The following is a 17671-nucleotide window of genomic DNA, read 5'->3' as shown; positions in this document are numbered from 1 at the left end:
CAAAACACACACTATTGCGACCGGAAAACGGCAATCGGACCGGAAACAGTGCAGCCGGGATGATCGCATCTGTTGCAGCAGCGATGCGTGGACGGCGCCGTAAACGCTGACACTCCTGACACATCCTGTCAGGAGCCACCCTTGAACCCCACCCCAAACACATCAACTATAGGCATAACCCCAAAGGACCGATCCCAATGGCCTACGCCCAGACCGACAAACGCGAGATTGACCAGTTCCTCGCCAACCCCGCCCCTGACGTCAAAACCCGCGAAAAGCTGGAAGGCGGCAAGCAATTCGTGCTGAAAACCGAGTTTGAACCGGCAGGCGACCAGCCCACCGCGATTGCCGAACTCAGCGCCGGTATCCTGGCTGGTGAACGCGACCAGGTGCTCTTGGGCGCGACCGGTACGGGCAAAACCTTCACCATGGCGAAAATGATCGAACAAACCCAGCGCCCCGCGATCATCCTTGCGCCCAACAAGACCCTCGCAGCCCAGCTTTACGGCGAATTCAAAGGCTTCTTTCCCGATAACGCAGTCGAGTATTTCGTGTCCTACTACGACTACTACCAGCCCGAAGCCTACGTCGCCCGCTCAGACACCTACATCGAGAAAGAATCCCAGATCAACGAACAGATCGACCGGATGCGCCACGCGGCCACCCGCGCGCTCTTGGAACGGGACGACGTGATCATCGTGGCCTCTGTCTCTTGCATTTACGGGATCGGGTCGGTCGAAACCTATGGGGCGATGACGCAGGACATCCACGCGGGCACCGACTATGACCAGCGCCAGATCATCGCCGACCTGATCGCGCAACAATACCGCCGCAACGATGCCGCCTTCCAGCGCGGCACCTTCCGCGTGCGCGGCGACAGTTTAGAGATTTGGCCCGCCCACCTGGATGACCGTGCATGGAAACTGTCGTTCTTTGGCGAGGAACTGGAATCCATCACCGAATTCGACCCGCTGACGGGCGAGAAAACCGACAGTTTCGACAAGGTGCGCATCTACGCCAATTCGCACTATGTGACGCCGAAACCCACAATGCAGCAGGCCATCATCGGGATCAAAAAGGAACTCCGGATGCGGCTCGACCAACTGGTCGCAGACGGCAAACTGCTCGAGGCGCAGCGGCTGGAACAACGCACCAATTTCGACCTTGAAATGCTCGAGGCAACAGGTGTCTGCAACGGCATCGAAAACTACTCGCGCTACCTCACGGGCCGCGCACCGGGTGAACCGCCCCCCACGCTCTTCGAATTCATTCCCGACAACGCCATCGTCTTTGCCGATGAAAGCCACGTCTCGGTCCCGCAGATCGGCGGCATGTACAAAGGCGACTACCGGCGCAAATTCACACTGGCCGAACATGGGTTCCGGCTGCCCTCTTGTATGGATAACCGCCCGCTCAAATTCGAAGAATGGGACGCCATGCGCCCGCAATCCGTATTTGTCTCGGCCACCCCTGCGGCGTGGGAGCTGGAACAGACGGGCGGTGTCTTCACCGAACAGATCATCCGCCCCACCGGCCTGATCGACCCGCAAATCGAAATTCGCCCCGTCGATATGCAGGTTGACGACCTGCTGGACGAGGTCCGTAAAGTTGCCGCCGACGGCTACCGCACGCTGGTCACGACCCTGACCAAACGCATGGCCGAGGACCTGACCGAATACATGCACGAACAGGGCATCCGCGTGCGCTATATGCACTCGGATATTGACACCATCGAGCGCATCGAAATCCTCCGCGACCTGCGGCTGGGGGCCTTCGACGTGCTGATCGGGATCAACCTGCTGCGCGAGGGGCTCGACATTCCCGAATGTGGTCTGGTTGCCATTCTGGATGCGGATAAAGAAGGCTTCCTGCGGTCCGAGACGTCCCTTGTCCAAACCATCGGCCGCGCCGCGCGCAACGCGGAAGGCCGCGTGATCATGTACGCCGACCGGATCACCGGTTCGATGGAACGGGCGATGAAGGAAACCGAACGCCGCCGCGCCAAGCAACTCGCCTATAACGAAGAACACGGCATCACCCCGATGACGGTGAAAAAGAACGTCGAGGATATTCTGGCGGGCCTCTACAAAGGCGACGTCGATATGAACCGCGTCACTGCCAAGGTCGACAAACCGATGGCGGGTGCGAATTTGCAGGCGGTGCTCGACGGTCTGCGCGCGGACATGCGCAAAGCCGCCGAAAACCTCGAATTCGAAGAGGCCGCCCGCCTGCGGGACGAGGTGAAGCGGCTGGAAACCGTGGAACTCACGATCTCGGATGACCCGCTGGCACGGCAACAGGCCGTGGACCGCGCAGTCGATGACGCGCAGAAGGCGTCAGGCCGGAGTACTGGCGGACGTGGGGGTATGCGCGGCGGGAAGAGCAGGTATGGGGGTAAGCGGAAGTAATTAGGGATTCCCAAATACACTTTATGTAACTAGATGTGGGCTAAGGAGATCGCAAGTGCCACTCGACGACAGTATTCTAGGACAAGGTGTGTATACCCCACGTGAGGCTGCTCGGCTTGTCGGCCGCACCCCTCAGCAGGTCTTGCGGTGGACACGAGGCAGTGGGACCGATGAACCTCTTTGGCACGCGCATTACCAATTCTTGGAAGACTCAACTGAAATCAGTTTTTTGGACCTTGTCGAAGTCAGGGTTGTGGCGTCGATGCGAAGTGCTGGTATTTCCATGCAGGCAATCCGGTTCGCAATGCGTCTCGCACAAGAAAAGTATGGGATTGAACGACCGTTAGCTTCCCAAAACTTCAAAACAGACGGACGGAGCATCTTGATGGATGCGATTGAGGAAGACGGGGAATATGTCAGCCTATCGTCCAAATACCCTGGTCAAAAAGTTTTCAAGGATATCGTGGATCAGTCACTGAATGATCTTGAGTACGAAGAAGATTTGGCAGCACGTTGGCGGCCTGCTGACTACCAAGCAGTGGTCATTGATCCAAAGCGATTTTTTGGCGATCCGCTATTAGATGAATTTGGGGTTTCTACTCATACGATCTACACCGAGTTCAATGAATTTGATGATTTTCGCTATTTAGCAAGTATTTACGAGATCCCAATCCAAGCGATTAAACAAGCCGTGGCATTTGAGCGTTCGTTGAGCGCGGCTCAAAAAGAGACTGATGGTCAAAATACTGTTTGATCATAATATGCCCCCAGCTTTGGCGCGTGGCCTCCACGAAATTGTTAAAATTGACCGGCATGAAGCGTTTGCACTACGGGACAAATTTCAAACGAACATCTCAGACGTTGAATACTTCGATCAATTGGACAGTGGAGGGAATTGGATAGTGATATCCAAAGACCTCGCAAACGCCCGAAAAAAGGCGGAACGTGCCGCTATCCTTCGCAACCGAATTGTCGCATTCTACCTCTCGCCAGCGTTACAGAAGAAACACATCAGCCAACAAGGCGCTTCAATCCTTTGGCACTGGGAAGGAATTCTGATGCAACGCAAACTGAATGAGCGCGGCCTTTTTCAGCTACCCGAAAACAAAGGTAAATTCCGGCCTCTTTAGCAATCGTAGGGTGGGTGAAACCCACGCGCCGCAACCCCGTGGGTTTCACCCACCCTACCCCCGCGCAGTCCCGGACTTGATCCGGGACCTCAACGCCCCGCAAACCTTAACGCCCCATTCACACATCCCACCGCCCGCGGCCTTAACCCGCCAAAACCGTACACCGTGTACATACGGGTTGTGTACGGGTTGTGTACGCATTGCATACGCCCCCATCCCCCGCAAAACCCTGCATTAACACGCGAGTCCCTGCGTCATCGCCGCAATCACCCGTCACCCCCCACCGCGCGTTGCGTCACTGCGGCCTTGCCCACCGCCGCGCGCCGCCTACATCCTGCCCATGCGCACCGTTCTCGCCTTCCTCCTCCTCGCCTCACCCGCCGCCGCGTGGGAGTTTTCGGCCTCGCCGATCTGCACCCTGACGGACACCCAAGCGGCAGGCGAAATCACCGTCACCTACGACCCCGCAATCACCGAATATGCAGTCACAGTGACCCTGCCCCAAGGGCGCTGGTCCGGTGATCCGGTCTTCGGCATGGCCTTCGCCAATGACCGTCCCATCAGCATCCAGACAGACCGCCATAGCGTCAGCCCTGATGGCCGCAGCCTTACCGTCACGGATCGTGGATTTGGCAATGTTCTCGACGGGTTAGAGTTCAACGCACGCGCCTACGCCATTCTGGGTGACACCACCGTGGGATTTGATCTGGACGGGATCGGCCCCGCCATGACCGCCTTTCGCAACTGCCCCGCCGCCAACCTTGCGTGATGACCGACCCGATCAACCCGACCGACGATAACGCCCGCGCACTGGCCAAGGACCTGCTGCAAAACACCCGCTTTGCCGCCCTTGCGGTCACCCACCCCGAGAGCGGCACACCCTATGTCGCCCGCACGGCGATGCTCTGGCACGAAGGCGCGCTTCTGACGCTGGTCTCGACGCTGTCACTGCATACAAAGGCGCTTGCCAAAAACCCGGCCTGTGCGGCGCTGATCGGTGAGCCGGGTGACAAGGGTGACCCCCTCACACATCCGCGCATGACATTGATGTGCACGGCACAGGAGGTTGATAAATCCGCCTACAAAGCAACGTGGCTGGCAGCCATCCCAAAGGCACAATTATACTATAATTTCAGCGACTTCAGGATGTACGCACTGGCGGTGTCCGAGGCGCATCTCAACGGCGGTTTCGGCAAGGCCTTCACCCTAGGCGCGGACGACCTGGGGGTTTAGTTTCCCGCGCCAGACAACCGTGCCGTCCCGCCATGTGCCGTCAAGCAGAACACCCTTCTTTCCGGCATGCGGAAACTGGACCCGCCAGTCGCGGTATTTGTCATTGCTGACAACACGCAGGCCATGATCCGTGGCCATCGACAGGATCGACACATCCGCTATGACGCCTTTGTTAACAACACAGATATGCTCTTGCGGGATACCCAGCAGCGGGGCCAGTTTCGCCTCGTCATAATAGTGATCGTCGAGGACATAGCCGACGCTGGCATCGAAAAACACAATCGGCGTATAGCCCGCGCGTTCAAGGCTGCGCAGCACTTGGGCCAGAATTTTGACAGAGGGCTTCGGCCCCCAATGCATCACGTTGGACCCATCCACGAGGATCGCATTCTGAGGGACCGGAATTTCTGCCGGTGGCGGCGTGACCGGTGCTTTGCGCGGTCGCGCAGGTGCAGGCCTTCTGCCTTTGCGTTTAGGGAGAAACCGCAAAAAGAGCAGCAAAAGCAGGGCTGCGATACTGATAAGCTCTACCAGGTCCAGATCTTGCATGTTCGGCCCTTGCGCATAGAAAAAGGCGAAGGTTCCGCAACCCTCGCCTGTCTCTATCACCTAAAGGTTGTGGGCAATCAACCCTTGCCCTTCCACGGCACCAGCCATTTTTCGGCCTGCCGCATCAGCATATCAATGCTGAACCCGATGATGCCGATCAGGATAATCCCCATCAGCACGATGTCTGTGCTCTGGAATTTCGAGGCCACCATGATCATCATGCCTGCCCCCTTCTCCGCCGCGACAAGTTCTGCCGCCACAACAGTGCCCCAGCAGACACCCATCGCAACGCGCGCACCGGTAAAGATTTCCGGCAAAGAGTTCGGTATGATCACATAGCGCATGATTTGCCACTTTGATGCACCCAGCGAATAGGCCGCATGGACCTTGGAAATCCGCACGCCCGACACACCCGAACGGGCCGCAATCGCCATGATCCAGAGCGCCGCAAGAAACAGGAGGATGATCTTGCCCACTTCACCGATCCCCGCCCAGATGATCACAAGCGGGATCAACGCAAGCGGTGGCACAGGGCGCATGAATTCGACAATCGGGTCAAACCAGCCACGGAACCAGTTCGACAGCCCCATGGCATAGCCCAGAGGAATCCCCACCAGCGCACCCAGCAAGAAACCGACGATCACACGGAAAAGCGAATAGCCCAGATGTTCGGCCAAGGTCGAGTTTCGATAGCCGACCGTAGCAATATCGCCCAGCCTGCTCCAGACCGCTTCGGGCGATGGCAGCCAGATGGGTTCCATCTGCATGCCCGTGGCGGGAATGATGTTCAGCGTGCCTTTGTCCGACATTGCCACGCGGCCAAAACTGACATCAACACTGCCGCCCGGCGCAATCGCTTGGCCATCCACAGCGGTGATGAACGTCTCTTCATCACGGCCCATTTCGTCGTTACTGTCGACCCGCAGCAATTCGCTGCGATAAACAGGAATTGCAATTGCGTCGTTCTTGGCGATTCCGTCACCCGGGGCAACCTCAGGGGCTGCAACATCTTCACCTGTTGGGTGCACAACAACGCTGACCGTGGCTGTGTCGCTATCCCCTGCGGGCGTCGTGATCGTATATTCAAACGATCCCTCCCCCTGAAACGGGCCCGGTGCGTGCATGAACCCGGGCAAGAGCTTCGAGCCGGTGAATGCGCCCCACAACACAAAGATCAGCACGATCGAAACAACAGAAGCTACCGTGTTTGACGTGACCGCGCTTTCATCACCAAAGGTGACAGTCTTGAGCGAGCTGTAGTCATGTTTGGGCGTCAGCAACCGTTTTACGCCGTTCCAGATCACCATCATCAACAGGATGATCAGGATATAGCCGATGATATAGGGGGCCGCAGCAAAGAGCGTTGTCAGAACCGCCCAGAATTCGCCCCAAAGGTCTCCTAGCAATGCCATTATGCGTCCTCCGTCCGGCCCATGATTTCTTCTTCCATGTCCCAGATCATTCCCAGAATTTCCTCACGGGTTTCTCCAAATTTGGGATGTTTCTTGACTTCGCGCAGATCCTGGCCCACGCCCATTTCGGCAAAGGGCAGACGGTATTCGGTATGAATACGGCCCGGACGCGGCGCCATGACAATCAGGCGTTCGCCCAGCAAAAGCGCCTCTTCCACCGAGTGTGTGATCAGAATGATCGTTTTCCCGGTCTCTTTCCACAGCTTCAGAACCAGACCCTGCATCTTTTCGCGCGTCAGCGCATCAAGTGCGCCCAGCGGTTCGTCCATCAAGATCACATCAGGTTCATTGGCAAGACAACGCGCCAGCGCAACACGCTGCTGCATCCCCCCCGAAAGCTCATAGACAGCTTTTTCCTTGAAATCCTGCAAGCCCACAACATCAAGCAGATGGTCAACGATCTTCGCTTTCTCCGCCTTGGGCATACCTTTCATCGACGGACCAAAGCCCACGTTTTCACGCACGCTCATCCACTCAAAAAGCGCGCCCTGCTGGAACACCATGCCGCGCTCGGCAGCAGGGCCGGTAACCTTGTGACCATTCAGTGTGATCGTGCCCGCAGTCGGAGCCAGAAAGCCCGCGACGATATTCAGCAGTGTCGTCTTACCGCAGCCCGAAGGCCCCAGAACCGACAGCAACTCACCCGCCTTGAGATCAAGCGAGACGTCCTTGAGTGCTTGCACCGATGACCCATTCGGTAGATCGAACCGCATGGAGAGTTTGTCTATTTGAAGTCCTGACATGTTCTGCCCCCAATCATTTTCACAGCGGCGGACCCTGTTGTCGCGCCGGTCTGAAAATGATTGGGCCGGTGCGCGCAAGCACCGGCCCAATACATGATTACATGTCAGCTGCCGCTTGCAGCGGGCCTGTGTTCACGGCACCCTCATAGCTGCTCAGCGCGCTCGGGATCGAACCGGCATCCACAAAGACCTGCGCGACACCCTGCATGAAGCCCGCCGCATTGCCGCCCAGCCAACTCTGGCTCAGCTGTTCCTCGATCGTCGGGAAGGTGAAGGTCGCCATAAAGTCACGCGCCGCCTGTTCGTCCATGCCGCTGTCTTGTGCGATCACAGGAAGCATTTCGTCGACCATCGTACCGGCGTTCCAGTCCGCGTTCGCCTGTGCTGTCACAGCCAGAAACTTTGCCACCAGATCGGAGTTTTCCGCAACGAACGACGCCGGCGCCGATGTCACGTCAAAAACAAGGATGCCCAACTCGGTCTTTTCATCGCCGGTCAGCAATACATTCCCGTATTCCATCGCCGTGCGGAGCGAACCGCCGAAACCGCACATCATATCAACGGAACCCTGCGCCAATGCTGCGGCCCCCTCTGGCGGCGCCATGTCGACAACATCAAGGGTGGCAACATCCACGCCAAAGTGGTCCATCTGTCTGAGGAAGCCATAATGCGCGGCCGTTCCCAGTGGCACAGCAACCTTCTTGCCTTCCAGTTCGCCCGCTGAATCCTTGTCGATCTCAAGGATGCTGGCAACAACGCAGTTGTCATTGTCGGCATAGCTCACAGCAACATCCAGCACTTGGAGATCCTGCCCCGCGCTTGCTGCGATCACGAAGGGGGGCACACCCTGGCTGACCGAGATCTGCACGTCGCCTGATGCCATGGCGGCGGACATGGCGGTGCCTGTGTCAAAGCTGACCCAGTTGACCGTAACGCCCATCTCTTCATCGTAGGTGCCGTTTACCTTGGCGTACTGGAATGGCATCGGCCATTCGAGAAAATAACCAACAGTAATTTCACCGTGTCCGGCCGCAAAGGCCTGCGTGGCACCCGTCAAGAGTGCGACACTGGCAGCAGCGCCCATAAGTGTTTTCTTCATTGTCATTTCAGTCTCCCGTGTTGCGACCCTTGGCTCAAGGATCATCGTTTGGCGGTTTTCCCGCCTTAAGTTAGCTGACCATGAAAAGACATCTGTTCCAAGTCTCATCACCCCCAGCCGGTTTCCTGACGGCGCGCGGCCATCCGTTTTGCCTCGCGCCTGATCGAGTGCTCAATTAGGCGGCAGGTCGGGGTTCAGCGAAAGAAATTCAAAGGCGCGCGTCAATGATGGATTCATGCTCTTTTTCACCGGCATGTTGTTTGGACTGCGGCAGATAAGGCAACTTATTTCCTGTATTTCATAATGTTAGGTGGAATCCACAGTCAGATCAGGCCGACAACATCTCTATTTTGGCCATAACTAAGCGCCCAAACTGGCCCTATTGAGATTGCACAGCCTATAGGCACACTCTGGTCATGAGAGGCTGGAGCGAATGTGGATTCGCACGGCCCCAAACTGCATTCTTTTGGAGCATCGGACATGGATACGCTGAACTTCGCAAACGATCCCGGAACCGTCATCGAGGCCGACCGGGCGCATGTGTGGCACCACCTCAGCCAGCACAAGCAGTATGAAACGATTGATCCGCGTATCATCGTTGAGGGCAAAGGCCTGCGCCTTTGGGACATCAAGGGCAAAGAACATGTCGACGCTGTTTCCGGCGGTGTCTGGACAGTCAACGTAGGCTACGGCCGCGAACGGATCGGCAAAGCGATCTCGGACGCCGTGACCAAGATGTGCTTCTTCGGCGGCTCACTCGGCACAATCCCGGGCGCACAATTCGCCGAGATGCTGATCGATAAAATGCCCGGTCTGGACCGGGTTTACTATGCGAACTCCGGCTCGGAGGCGAACGAGAAAGCCTTCAAGATGGTCCGTCAGATCAGCCACAAGCACTATGGCGGCAAGAAGCAGAAAATCCTCTACCGCGAACGCGATTACCACGGCTCGACCCTAGCGACGATGTCGGCAGGCGGACAGGACGAACGCAACGCCCAATACGGGCCCTTCGCACCCGGCTTTGTTCGCGTGCCGCATTGCCTTGAGTACCGCTCACAGGATGGAAGCGTGGGCGAGGAATATGGTGCAAAGGCAGCACAGGCGATCGAGGATGTGATCCTTGCAGAAGGTGCCGACACCATCGGTGCGCTTTGCCTTGAGCCGATCACTGCGGGCGGTGGTATCATCGTGCCACCCAAAGGTTATTGGGAGCGCGTGCAGGAAATCTGCAAGAAATACGATATTCTGCTCCACATCGACGAAGTGGTCTGTGGCATTGGCCGCACGGGCACATGGTTCGGTTACCAGCAGTTTGGCGTGCAACCAGATATCGTGACCATGGCCAAAGGCGTGGCCTCGGGTTACGCCGCGATCTCTTGCTGTGTGACCACGAACCGTGTGTTTGACATGTTCAAGGACGACACCGATCCGCTGGGCTACTTCCGCGATATCTCGACCTTTGGTGGCTGCACTGGCGGCCCAGCCGCCGCCATCGAGAATATGAAGATCATCGAAGAAGAGGATCTGCGCGGTAACTCTGCCGTCATGGGCGAGCACCTGAAAGGCAACCTTCAGGCGCTGATGGAAAAGCACAAATGGATCGGCGATGTGCGCGGCATGGGGCTCTTTGCGGGCGCTGAACTGGTGCAGGACCGCGCGACCAAAGAACCTGTGTCGGAAAAGCATGTGGGCGCGATCGTGGCCGACTGTATGGCACAGGGCGTGATTATCGGTGCGACCAACCGGTCCGTGCCGGGGTATAACAACACGCTTGTATTCGCTCCGTCACTGATTGCGACAGCCGACGATCTGGACCACATCACCTCTGCGGTTGATGCCGCCATTACCCGCGTCTTGGGCTAAACATATCAGGTGCAGGGACAGTCTGTTCCTGCACCCACCCCACCTGAGGCGCCTGAAGCGTCTTGGACGTTGCGTAGGTTGCAAAGCACAGCGTGCCTAACACAACCAAAAATCCGACTTGCAGCAGCTTCATTGGTCTTCTCCAGCTTATTGCACCTCTGATACGTGCCGGCGCAGGGTTTCCGTCGCGGACCACAGGATTTTCAGCAGCACCACTTGCCGTAGACAGAAAATAAGTCCAGTCTGGTGCGCAACCTAAGGCCAGACCATGTCTTTATCCGTCGAAACTTTCTTTCTTGATCCTTCCGCCGAAGGGACCTTGCAGGCGCGTATCCAGCAAATGGTGGCGCAGGGTATTCTTGCGGGGCGTATCCGCCCGGGCGAGCGGCTGCCGTCGTCGCGCAAGATGGCGGCGCATTTGGGTGTCAGCCGGATCACTGTAACGCTGGCCTATACCGAACTGGTGGCTGATGACTATCTGACATCGCGCGGGCGGTCTGGCTATTTTGTGTCCGACAACGCCCCAGAGCCACCCGCCTTTCCGGCACAACGCGCAAACATCGGTACCGTGGATTGGACACGAACGATTGGCCAGCGGTTTACGCCAGGCCTGAGCATGGACAAGCCGGCAAACTGGGCCGATTACCGTTACCAGTTCATCTATGGTCAGACCGATAAAACGCTTTTTGACAGCGCAAACTGGCGGCTTTGTGCCTTGCGGGCGCTGGGAATGCGGGACTTTAGCGCGCTCACCTCGGATTACTTTGATGGCGATGATCCGCAACTGGTTGATTTCATCGCGCGCCAGACGCTGCCAAGGCGTGGCATCCTCGCCAATCCTGATGAGATCCTCGTGACAATGGGCGCGCAAAATGCGCTTTGGCTTTCGGCGCAGGTTCTGTTGAACAGTCGCAGGCGTGCGGCCATAGAAGACCCCTGCTATCCCGCACTGCGCACGATCCTGACGCAATCGCGTTGCCAGCTGAGCGTCGTTCCCGTTGATCAGGACGGACTGCCGCCCGAAAACCTTCCCGAAGATACGGATGTCGTTTTCACAACGCCCAGCCACCAGTGCCCGACTGCCGCCACAATGCCGCTGGACCGGCGCAATGCCCTGCTGGAGAAAGCGGAAGCCGAGGATTTCATTATCGTCGAGGATGACTACGAATTCGAGATGTCCTTTCTGAAATCGCCATCACCGTCGCTCAAGTCGCTCGATAAGAACGGGCGCGTGATCTACGTGGGGTCGTTTTCAAAGTCGCTGTTTCCGGGACTGCGGCTTGGCTATCTGGTGGGTCCTGCCCCTTTCATCCGCGAAGCCCGCGCCTTGCGCGCCACGGTCCTGCGCCACCCGCCCGGTCACATACAACGCACTGTCAGTTATTATCTGTCTTTGGGGCACTATGACGCGCTGATCCGCCGGATGAGCAAAACCTTTCATGAACGGCGGCAACTGCTGGTCAGCGCACTTGATCAGCATGGGCTGACGATTGCCGGACAAGGGACATATGGCGGATCATCCGTCTGGCTCAAGACACCTGCGGGCATTGACACCACCGTTCTGGCACAGACCTTGCAGGCGGATAGCGTCCTGGTCGAACCCGGCGCGCCGTTCTTTGCAGGTGAAACCCCGCCAACAGAATACTTGCGGCTTGCCTACTCATCAATTCCCTCGGCGCGCATCCCCGAAGGGATTAACCTGATCGCCAAGGCGATCCAAAATTATTGATTTTTGAGACTTAGTGTCTCAAAATAATTTACTCTGGCCTTAGGAACGCAGGGCAACTGGACCTAACGCCAGCGCCGTGCAGAACCTAGTGTCATGACAGCGAAATTGGGGGGATTCTGCGCTCCCTTTTTCTTTGGAATTTAGGGAAGGACCCACCGCCATGAAAATGACCACTGAAGAAGCATTCGTCAAAACGCTGCAGGCGCACGGCATTCGCCACGCCTTCGGGATCATCGGATCTGCCATGATGCCGATCTCTGATATTTTCCCGGCAGCGGGCATCACATTCTGGGACTGTGCCCATGAAGGCTCGGCCGGAATGATGGCTGACGGTTACACCCGCGCCACCGGCGAGATGTCGATGATGATCGCGCAAAACGGTCCCGGCATCACCAACTTTGTTACTGCCGTTAAGACCGCCTACTGGAACCATACCCCGTGCTTGCTGGTCACACCGCAGGCCGCCAACAAGACCATCGGTCAGGGTGGCTTTCAGGAAATGGAACAGATGAACCTGTTCAAAGACTGTGTGGCCTATCAGGAAGAAGTCCGTGATCCGTCCCGCATCTGCGAGGTTCTGGCCCGTGTCATCGCCAAGGCCAAGCGTCTGTCTGGTCCGACCCAAATCAACATTCCGCGTGATTTCTGGACCCAGGTGATCGATGTCGAAATTCCACAGCCGGTCGAGTTTGAATCCAGCCCGGGTGGTGAAACCTCTATCGCGAAAGCCGCCGAGCTTCTCTCTACCGCCAAGTTCCCTGTGATCCTGAACGGGGCTGGCGTCGTTCTGGCCGAAGGCGGCATCGAGGCCTCCAAGGTACTGGCCGAAGCGCTCGACGCACCTGTCTGCGTGGGCTACCAGCATAACGACGCGTTCCCCGGCAACCACCCGCTGTTTGCAGGTCCGCTGGGCTACAACGGGTCAAAAGCCGGCATGGAGCTGATCAGCAAGGCTGATGTCGTGCTGGCTCTTGGCACGCGCCTGAACCCGTTCTCGACACTGCCGGGTTACGGCATCGACTATTGGCCAACGGATGCCAAGGTCATTCAGGTTGATATCAACCCTGACCGCATCGGCCTGACCAAAAAGGTCACCGTCGGCATCGTCGGCGATGCCGCCAAGGTTGCCAAAGGCATCACAGCGCATCTTGCAGACACCGCAGGCGACGCGGGCCGCGAAGAGCGCAAGGCAATGATCGCGCAGACCAAATCGGCATGGGCGCAGGAACTGTCCAGCCTTGACCACGAGCAGGACGATCCGGGCACCACATGGAACGAGCGTGCGCGTCAGGCCCGTCCTGACTGGATGTCACCGCGTCAGGCGTGGCGCGCTATTCAGGCAGCAATGCCGGAAAACGCGATCATTTCATCCGATATCGGCAATAACTGCGCCATCGGCAACGCCTACCCAAGCTTCCCCACAGGCCGCAAATACCTGGCACCTGGCCTCTTTGGTCCGTGCGGCTATGGCCTGCCTTCCATCGTGGGTGCGAAAATCGGCCAGCCTGATGTGCCTGTGATCGGTTTTGCCGGTGACGGTGCCTTTGGTATCGCGGTGAACGAACTGACAGCGATTGGCCGTGATGAGTGGCCGGCCATCACGCAGATCGTCTTCCGCAACTACCAGTGGGGTGCGGAAAAGCGGAACTCGACCCTGTGGTTTGACGACAACTTTGTCGGCACCGAACTGGACATGAAAGTGTCCTACGCGGGCATCGCGCAGGCCTGTGGCCTGATCGGTGTGCAAGCCAGAACAATGGAAGAGCTGACAGCGCTGTTGAACCAGGCGATCAAGGATCAGATGGAGAATAACAAGACCACGCTGATCGAAGTGATCCTGAACCAGGAGTTGGGTGAACCCTTCCGCCGCGACGCCATGAAGAAGCCTGTCAAAGTGGCCGGTATCTCCGCCTCCGACATGGCAGCTGAATAGGTTTGCCATTCGACCTTGGCCCCGGCACAGCGGCGGCCCTTGCAATTGCTTTGCTGGGGGCCGCCTTTGTCCGGGGCTATTCGGGTTTCGGGTTCTCGGCGATCTTTATCGCTTTTGCAGCCCTCATCACAAACCCGCTTCCTTTGATCCCGGTGGTCTTTGCATGCGAAATCTTGATGACAGTCTTTCAGGCCCGCGGCATTCGCGGACATGTCGACTGGCGCAGGGTACTTTACATGCTTTGCGGGGCCGCGATTGCACTGCCGTTTTCGGTTACAGTCATGCTGTCGGTGGGTGCCGATACCGCGCGGATCGTGATCTCTTCGATCATACTGGTGATGTCACTGGTGCTGCTGTCCGGCTGGACATTGCAGCGGCGGATCGGGGCATGGGGGCACGGCGGGGTCGGTATGATCTCGGGGGCGTGCAACAGCGCGGGCATCGGCGGCTTGCCCGTCGCAGCCTTCATGTCCGCGCAACCAATGCAGGCCGCAGCCTTTCGGGCCACGATGATTGTCTACCTGACGGGGCTCGACATCATCACCCTGCCGCTTTTGTGGGCGGGCGGATTGGTCAGCTGGGATACCGCCATTGGCCTTGTCATGGCGTTTCCCTTGCTGGGTCTGGGTGTCTGGCTGGGCGGACGGCAGTTTCTTTCCGCTTCCCCTTCGACATTCAGGCGCTTTGCGGTGATGCTGCTGATGACGCTCTCGGTTCTGGGGCTCTTGCGCGTATTGAAAGGCATGTAAAATGACATCACCCTTCCTTTCCACCCGTGAGGCAAAGGCCCCGGCAGACCTGATTGAACGCGCGCAAAGCTTTGGCGCCCCCCGCGTCGCCATCGCACGTGCGGGATCGCCGCTGCCGATGGAAGCCGCCGAGGACGCCACCAAAGCCGGCATTATGGTACCCGTTTTTGTGGGTGAGGCCGATATGATCCGCGCCGAGGCGGCAAGGCTCGATTGGGATATTTCGGGCTACGAGTTGCACGACACCACTGGCGAGGAAGAAGCCGGCCGTACAGCCGCTGCCCTTTGCGGTGCAGGCGAAGCTGACGTCCTGATGAAAGGGCAGCTGCATACCGATGTCTTTATGAAAACCGCCGTGGCCCGCGATGCGGGGCTGCGCACAGGTCAGCGCTTTGTGCATATCTTCCACATTTCCCATCCCGATGGCGGCAAGCCGATCCTGATCTCGGACGCGGCCGTCAACGTGGCCCCCGATATCAAGACGCGCCAGTCGTCAATTATCGAAATCAAAAAACTACTTAACAAGCTGGGCAATGACCGCCCGAAGATCGCGATCCTGTCAGCGACCGAAAGCGCCATTCCCTCCGTTCCCTCATCGATGGAGGCCAAAGATCTGGCCGACTGGGCGCGCGCAGAGGTTGAAGGCATTGATGTCTCTGGCCCGCTGGCCTTTGACCTGATCATGTCACCCGAAGCGGCGGCGACCAAGAAGCTGACTGGCGATCCTGTCGCGGGCCATGCCGATGCCATCATCGTGCCCGACATCGTTTCCGGCAACGCGCTGTTCAAAGCCTTCGTCTATCTGACCGGCGGTTGTGCCGCAGGCATCGTGACCGGTGCGAAAGTGCCGATCCTCCTGACCTCGCGCGCAGATCCACCTGCGGCCCGGATCGCTTCTGCGGCCCTGGCCGCCATCAGTTGCGGGTTGCCAAAGTGATCTTGGTTTTGAACGCAGGCTCCTCCTCGCTCAAGATCGAGGTCTTTGATGAAGCGCTCCGCTCTGTCACTGCGGGTCGTGTCACGGACCTTGGGTCTGCGGGCGAATTGCGGCTGGGCGATCACATACGTGCAGTCGCGGCGCGAGACCATGCGCAAGCGCTTGACCTGATGCTGGCGGCCTTGCGTGATGCGGGCTATCCGCTGAACGCCTTTACCGCCGCAGCGCACAGGATTGTTCATGGCGGCGCGGTGATGACAGCGCCCGCGCGCCTGCGCCCACCGGTGATTGCCACTATTGAAAGCGTGATCCCGCTTGCCCCTTTGCATAACCCCAACAACCTTGCAGGCGTCTATGCCTTGCAAAAACTGGCCCCTGATCTGCCGCAATATTGCAGCTTCGGGACAGCGTTCCACGCCACCAACCCCGAGGTCGCGACGCGCTATGCCATCCCGCAGATGCACCATGATGCGGGCATCCGGCGCTACGGCTTTCACGGGCTGTCCTATGCCAATATGGTTGCCGAATTCGGCGCGGCATTGCCGGAGCACCTGCTGGCCTTTCACCTTGGCAACGGGGCCAGCCTTTGTGCGATCAAGGGCGGCAAGTCGATCGCCACCTCGATGGGATATTCTCCGCTCTCGGGACTTACGATGGGCACTCGGTCCGGCGATATTGACGGGGCTGCGGTGCTACGCATGTCCAAATCGCTCGGCGAAGATGAAACCGACCGGATGCTGAACAAAACTTCGGGTTTGCAGGCGCTTGCAGGCGAAAACAACATGAAGACGCTGCTTGAGCGCACCGACGAAGCCGCCAAATTCGCCGTTGAACATTTCTGCTACTGGGCTGCCCGTCATGCAGGATCAGCCATAGTCGCGATGGGCGGGCTTGATGCTGTCGCCTTCACCGGCGGTATCGGCGAAAACGCGGCCCCTGTACGCGACAGGATCATGGAATTGCTGTCCTGCTTTGGCCGCGTACCGGTGCATGTCATCGTCGCAGACGAAGAAAAACAAATCGCCCGCGATGCGCTGGCGCTGATTGCGCAGGGGCACTGAATGATGGACGGCCTGCTTGCAACACTTGATCTGACAGGACAGGAATTCCTGATCCTGACGGTGATCGTGATTGTGGCCGGGATCGTGCGCGGGTTTTCCGGCTTCGCGCTTTCGGCGGTCGTGATGGCAAGCGCCGTCATCATCCTGCCGCCCGTGCAAATCATCCCGATCTGCTGGTGGCTTGAAATGACCGCCTCGGTGCTGATGGCAAGGGGTGGATGGCAAGAGGCGGACCGCGGTATCGTCATGGGCCTGGTGATTGGATCAACCATCGGCGTACCTTTCGGTCTGCTACTGACGACTTCTGTCTCTGTCGAAGCCAGCCAGTTGATTGCTCTGACAGTCATTATTGCGCTTGCGCTGACCCAACTTGCCAAAATCCGGCTCGCGTTTCTGGCAACCAAAGCGGGGCTTTATGGTTCGGGCATCGCCGCAGGTATCGTCACAGGTCTTGCCAGCGTGGGCGGCATGGTGATCGCGATCTATGTGCTTTCGCAGGATGCGCCCGCTGCCAAAATGCGTGCAGCCCTCGTGCTCTTTCTGTTTGTCAGTTCGCTGACCTCGCTCATCATGCTGCTCTGGTTCGGCGTGATGAACAGTACTGCTGCCGCACGCGGCCTGAGCCTTGCTATCCCGACAACGCTCGGTGTGTTCCTTGGTCAACGCCTGTTCACGCCGCGTTTTGCCTCCTACTATCGCCCTGCCTGCCTGTCACTGCTTTGTGCTTTGGCAGGTGCCGCCCTTGTCCGCACCCAATTCGCTTGA

General features: G+C 58.2%; 16 protein-coding genes. 12 read left to right on the top strand and 4 right to left on the bottom strand.

The window, feature by feature from the left end; translation table 11 throughout:
* Window positions 1-197 precede the first annotated feature (197 nt).
* The 5 genes from uvrB (at window position 198) to C7964_RS11845 (ending at window position 4771) form a co-directional block, all read left to right on the top strand.
* The gene (gene uvrB / locus C7964_RS11865) at window positions 198-2408 is read left to right on the top strand and encodes an excinuclease ABC subunit UvrB (protein WP_110279865.1); all 2211 of its coding nucleotides are present in this window, start codon (window positions 198-200) and stop codon (window positions 2406-2408) included.
* A 55-nt stretch (window positions 2409-2463) separates the two neighbouring features.
* Window positions 2464-3162 (top strand): hypothetical protein, encoded by a 699-nt coding sequence (locus tag C7964_RS11860; RefSeq protein WP_110279864.1) that lies wholly within the window; start codon window positions 2464-2466, stop codon window positions 3160-3162.
* Window positions 3143-3538 (top strand): PIN-like domain-containing protein, encoded by a 396-nt coding sequence (locus tag C7964_RS11855; protein ID WP_110279863.1) that lies wholly within the window; start codon window positions 3143-3145, stop codon window positions 3536-3538. Before C7964_RS11860 ends, C7964_RS11855 begins: the two co-directional genes overlap by 20 nt.
* Window positions 3539-3878: 340 nt before the next feature.
* Window positions 3879-4307 carry an excinuclease ABC subunit B gene (locus C7964_RS11850; RefSeq protein WP_110279862.1) on the top strand — a complete coding sequence of 143 codons (429 nt, stop codon included), beginning with the start codon at window positions 3879-3881 and terminating at the stop codon, window positions 4305-4307.
* Window positions 4307-4771, top strand: coding sequence for a pyridoxamine 5'-phosphate oxidase family protein (locus tag C7964_RS11845; RefSeq protein ID WP_110279861.1), 465 nt, complete (start codon window positions 4307-4309; stop codon window positions 4769-4771). The genes C7964_RS11850 and C7964_RS11845 overlap by 1 nt, the downstream gene beginning before the upstream one ends.
* On the opposite strand, the gene C7964_RS11840 is transcribed toward C7964_RS11845, so the two are convergent.
* From C7964_RS11840 to C7964_RS11825, 4 genes are all read right to left on the bottom strand, one after another.
* A complete protein-coding gene (locus C7964_RS11840) occupies window positions 4745-5320 on the bottom strand; it encodes an NYN domain-containing protein (RefSeq protein ID WP_110279860.1) in 576 nt (191 codons plus the stop codon). The genes C7964_RS11845 and C7964_RS11840 overlap by 27 nt on opposite strands.
* A gap of 77 nt (window positions 5321-5397) precedes the next feature.
* Window positions 5398-6732 (bottom strand): ABC transporter permease, encoded by a 1335-nt coding sequence (locus tag C7964_RS11835; protein WP_110279859.1) that lies wholly within the window; start codon window positions 6730-6732, stop codon window positions 5398-5400.
* Window positions 6732-7535 carry a taurine ABC transporter ATP-binding protein gene (locus C7964_RS11830; protein WP_110279858.1) on the bottom strand — a complete coding sequence of 268 codons (804 nt, stop codon included), beginning with the start codon at window positions 7533-7535 and terminating at the stop codon, window positions 6732-6734. Before C7964_RS11830 ends, C7964_RS11835 begins: the two co-directional genes overlap by 1 nt.
* 97 nt (window positions 7536-7632) lie before the next feature.
* Window positions 7633-8634, bottom strand: a complete 1002-nt coding sequence (locus C7964_RS11825; RefSeq protein WP_110279857.1) for a taurine ABC transporter substrate-binding protein — start codon at window positions 8632-8634, stop codon at window positions 7633-7635.
* Window positions 8635-9114: 480 nt separating this feature from the next.
* On the opposite strand from C7964_RS11825, the gene C7964_RS11820 reads away from it, so the two are divergent.
* The 7 genes from C7964_RS11820 (at window position 9115) to C7964_RS11790 (ending at window position 17671) form a co-directional block, all read left to right on the top strand.
* Window positions 9115-10497, top strand: coding sequence for an aminotransferase family protein (locus C7964_RS11820; RefSeq protein WP_110279856.1), 1383 nt, complete (start codon window positions 9115-9117; stop codon window positions 10495-10497).
* A gap of 268 nt (window positions 10498-10765) precedes the next feature.
* A complete protein-coding gene (pdxR, locus tag C7964_RS11815) occupies window positions 10766-12226 on the top strand; it encodes a MocR-like pyridoxine biosynthesis transcription factor PdxR (protein ID WP_110279855.1) in 1461 nt (486 codons plus the stop codon).
* A 160-nt stretch (window positions 12227-12386) separates the two neighbouring features.
* Entirely contained in the window at window positions 12387-14159 is a 1773-nt protein-coding gene (gene xsc, locus C7964_RS11810) for a sulfoacetaldehyde acetyltransferase (protein ID WP_110279854.1), read from the top strand.
* Window positions 14160-14161: 2 nt separating this feature from the next.
* Entirely contained in the window at window positions 14162-14908 is a 747-nt protein-coding gene (locus C7964_RS11805) for a sulfite exporter TauE/SafE family protein (protein WP_502693566.1), read from the top strand.
* A gap of 1 nt (window position 14909) precedes the next feature.
* Window positions 14910-15845 carry a phosphate acyltransferase gene (locus tag C7964_RS11800; protein WP_110279852.1) on the top strand — a complete coding sequence of 312 codons (936 nt, stop codon included), beginning with the start codon at window positions 14910-14912 and terminating at the stop codon, window positions 15843-15845.
* The gene (locus C7964_RS11795) at window positions 15842-16906 is read left to right on the top strand and encodes an acetate/propionate family kinase (protein WP_110280249.1); all 1065 of its coding nucleotides are present in this window, start codon (window positions 15842-15844) and stop codon (window positions 16904-16906) included. Before C7964_RS11800 ends, C7964_RS11795 begins: the two co-directional genes overlap by 4 nt.
* Window positions 16907-17671, top strand: coding sequence for a sulfite exporter TauE/SafE family protein (locus C7964_RS11790; protein WP_110279851.1), 765 nt, complete (start codon window positions 16907-16909; stop codon window positions 17669-17671).

The sequence above is a fragment of the Loktanella sp. PT4BL genome, from assembly GCF_003201935.1.
GTDB lineage: Bacteria > Pseudomonadota > Alphaproteobacteria > Rhodobacterales > Rhodobacteraceae > Yoonia.
The sequence above is the reverse complement of the archived record's forward strand: the minus strand, read 5'-3'. Positions and strand labels throughout refer to the sequence as shown.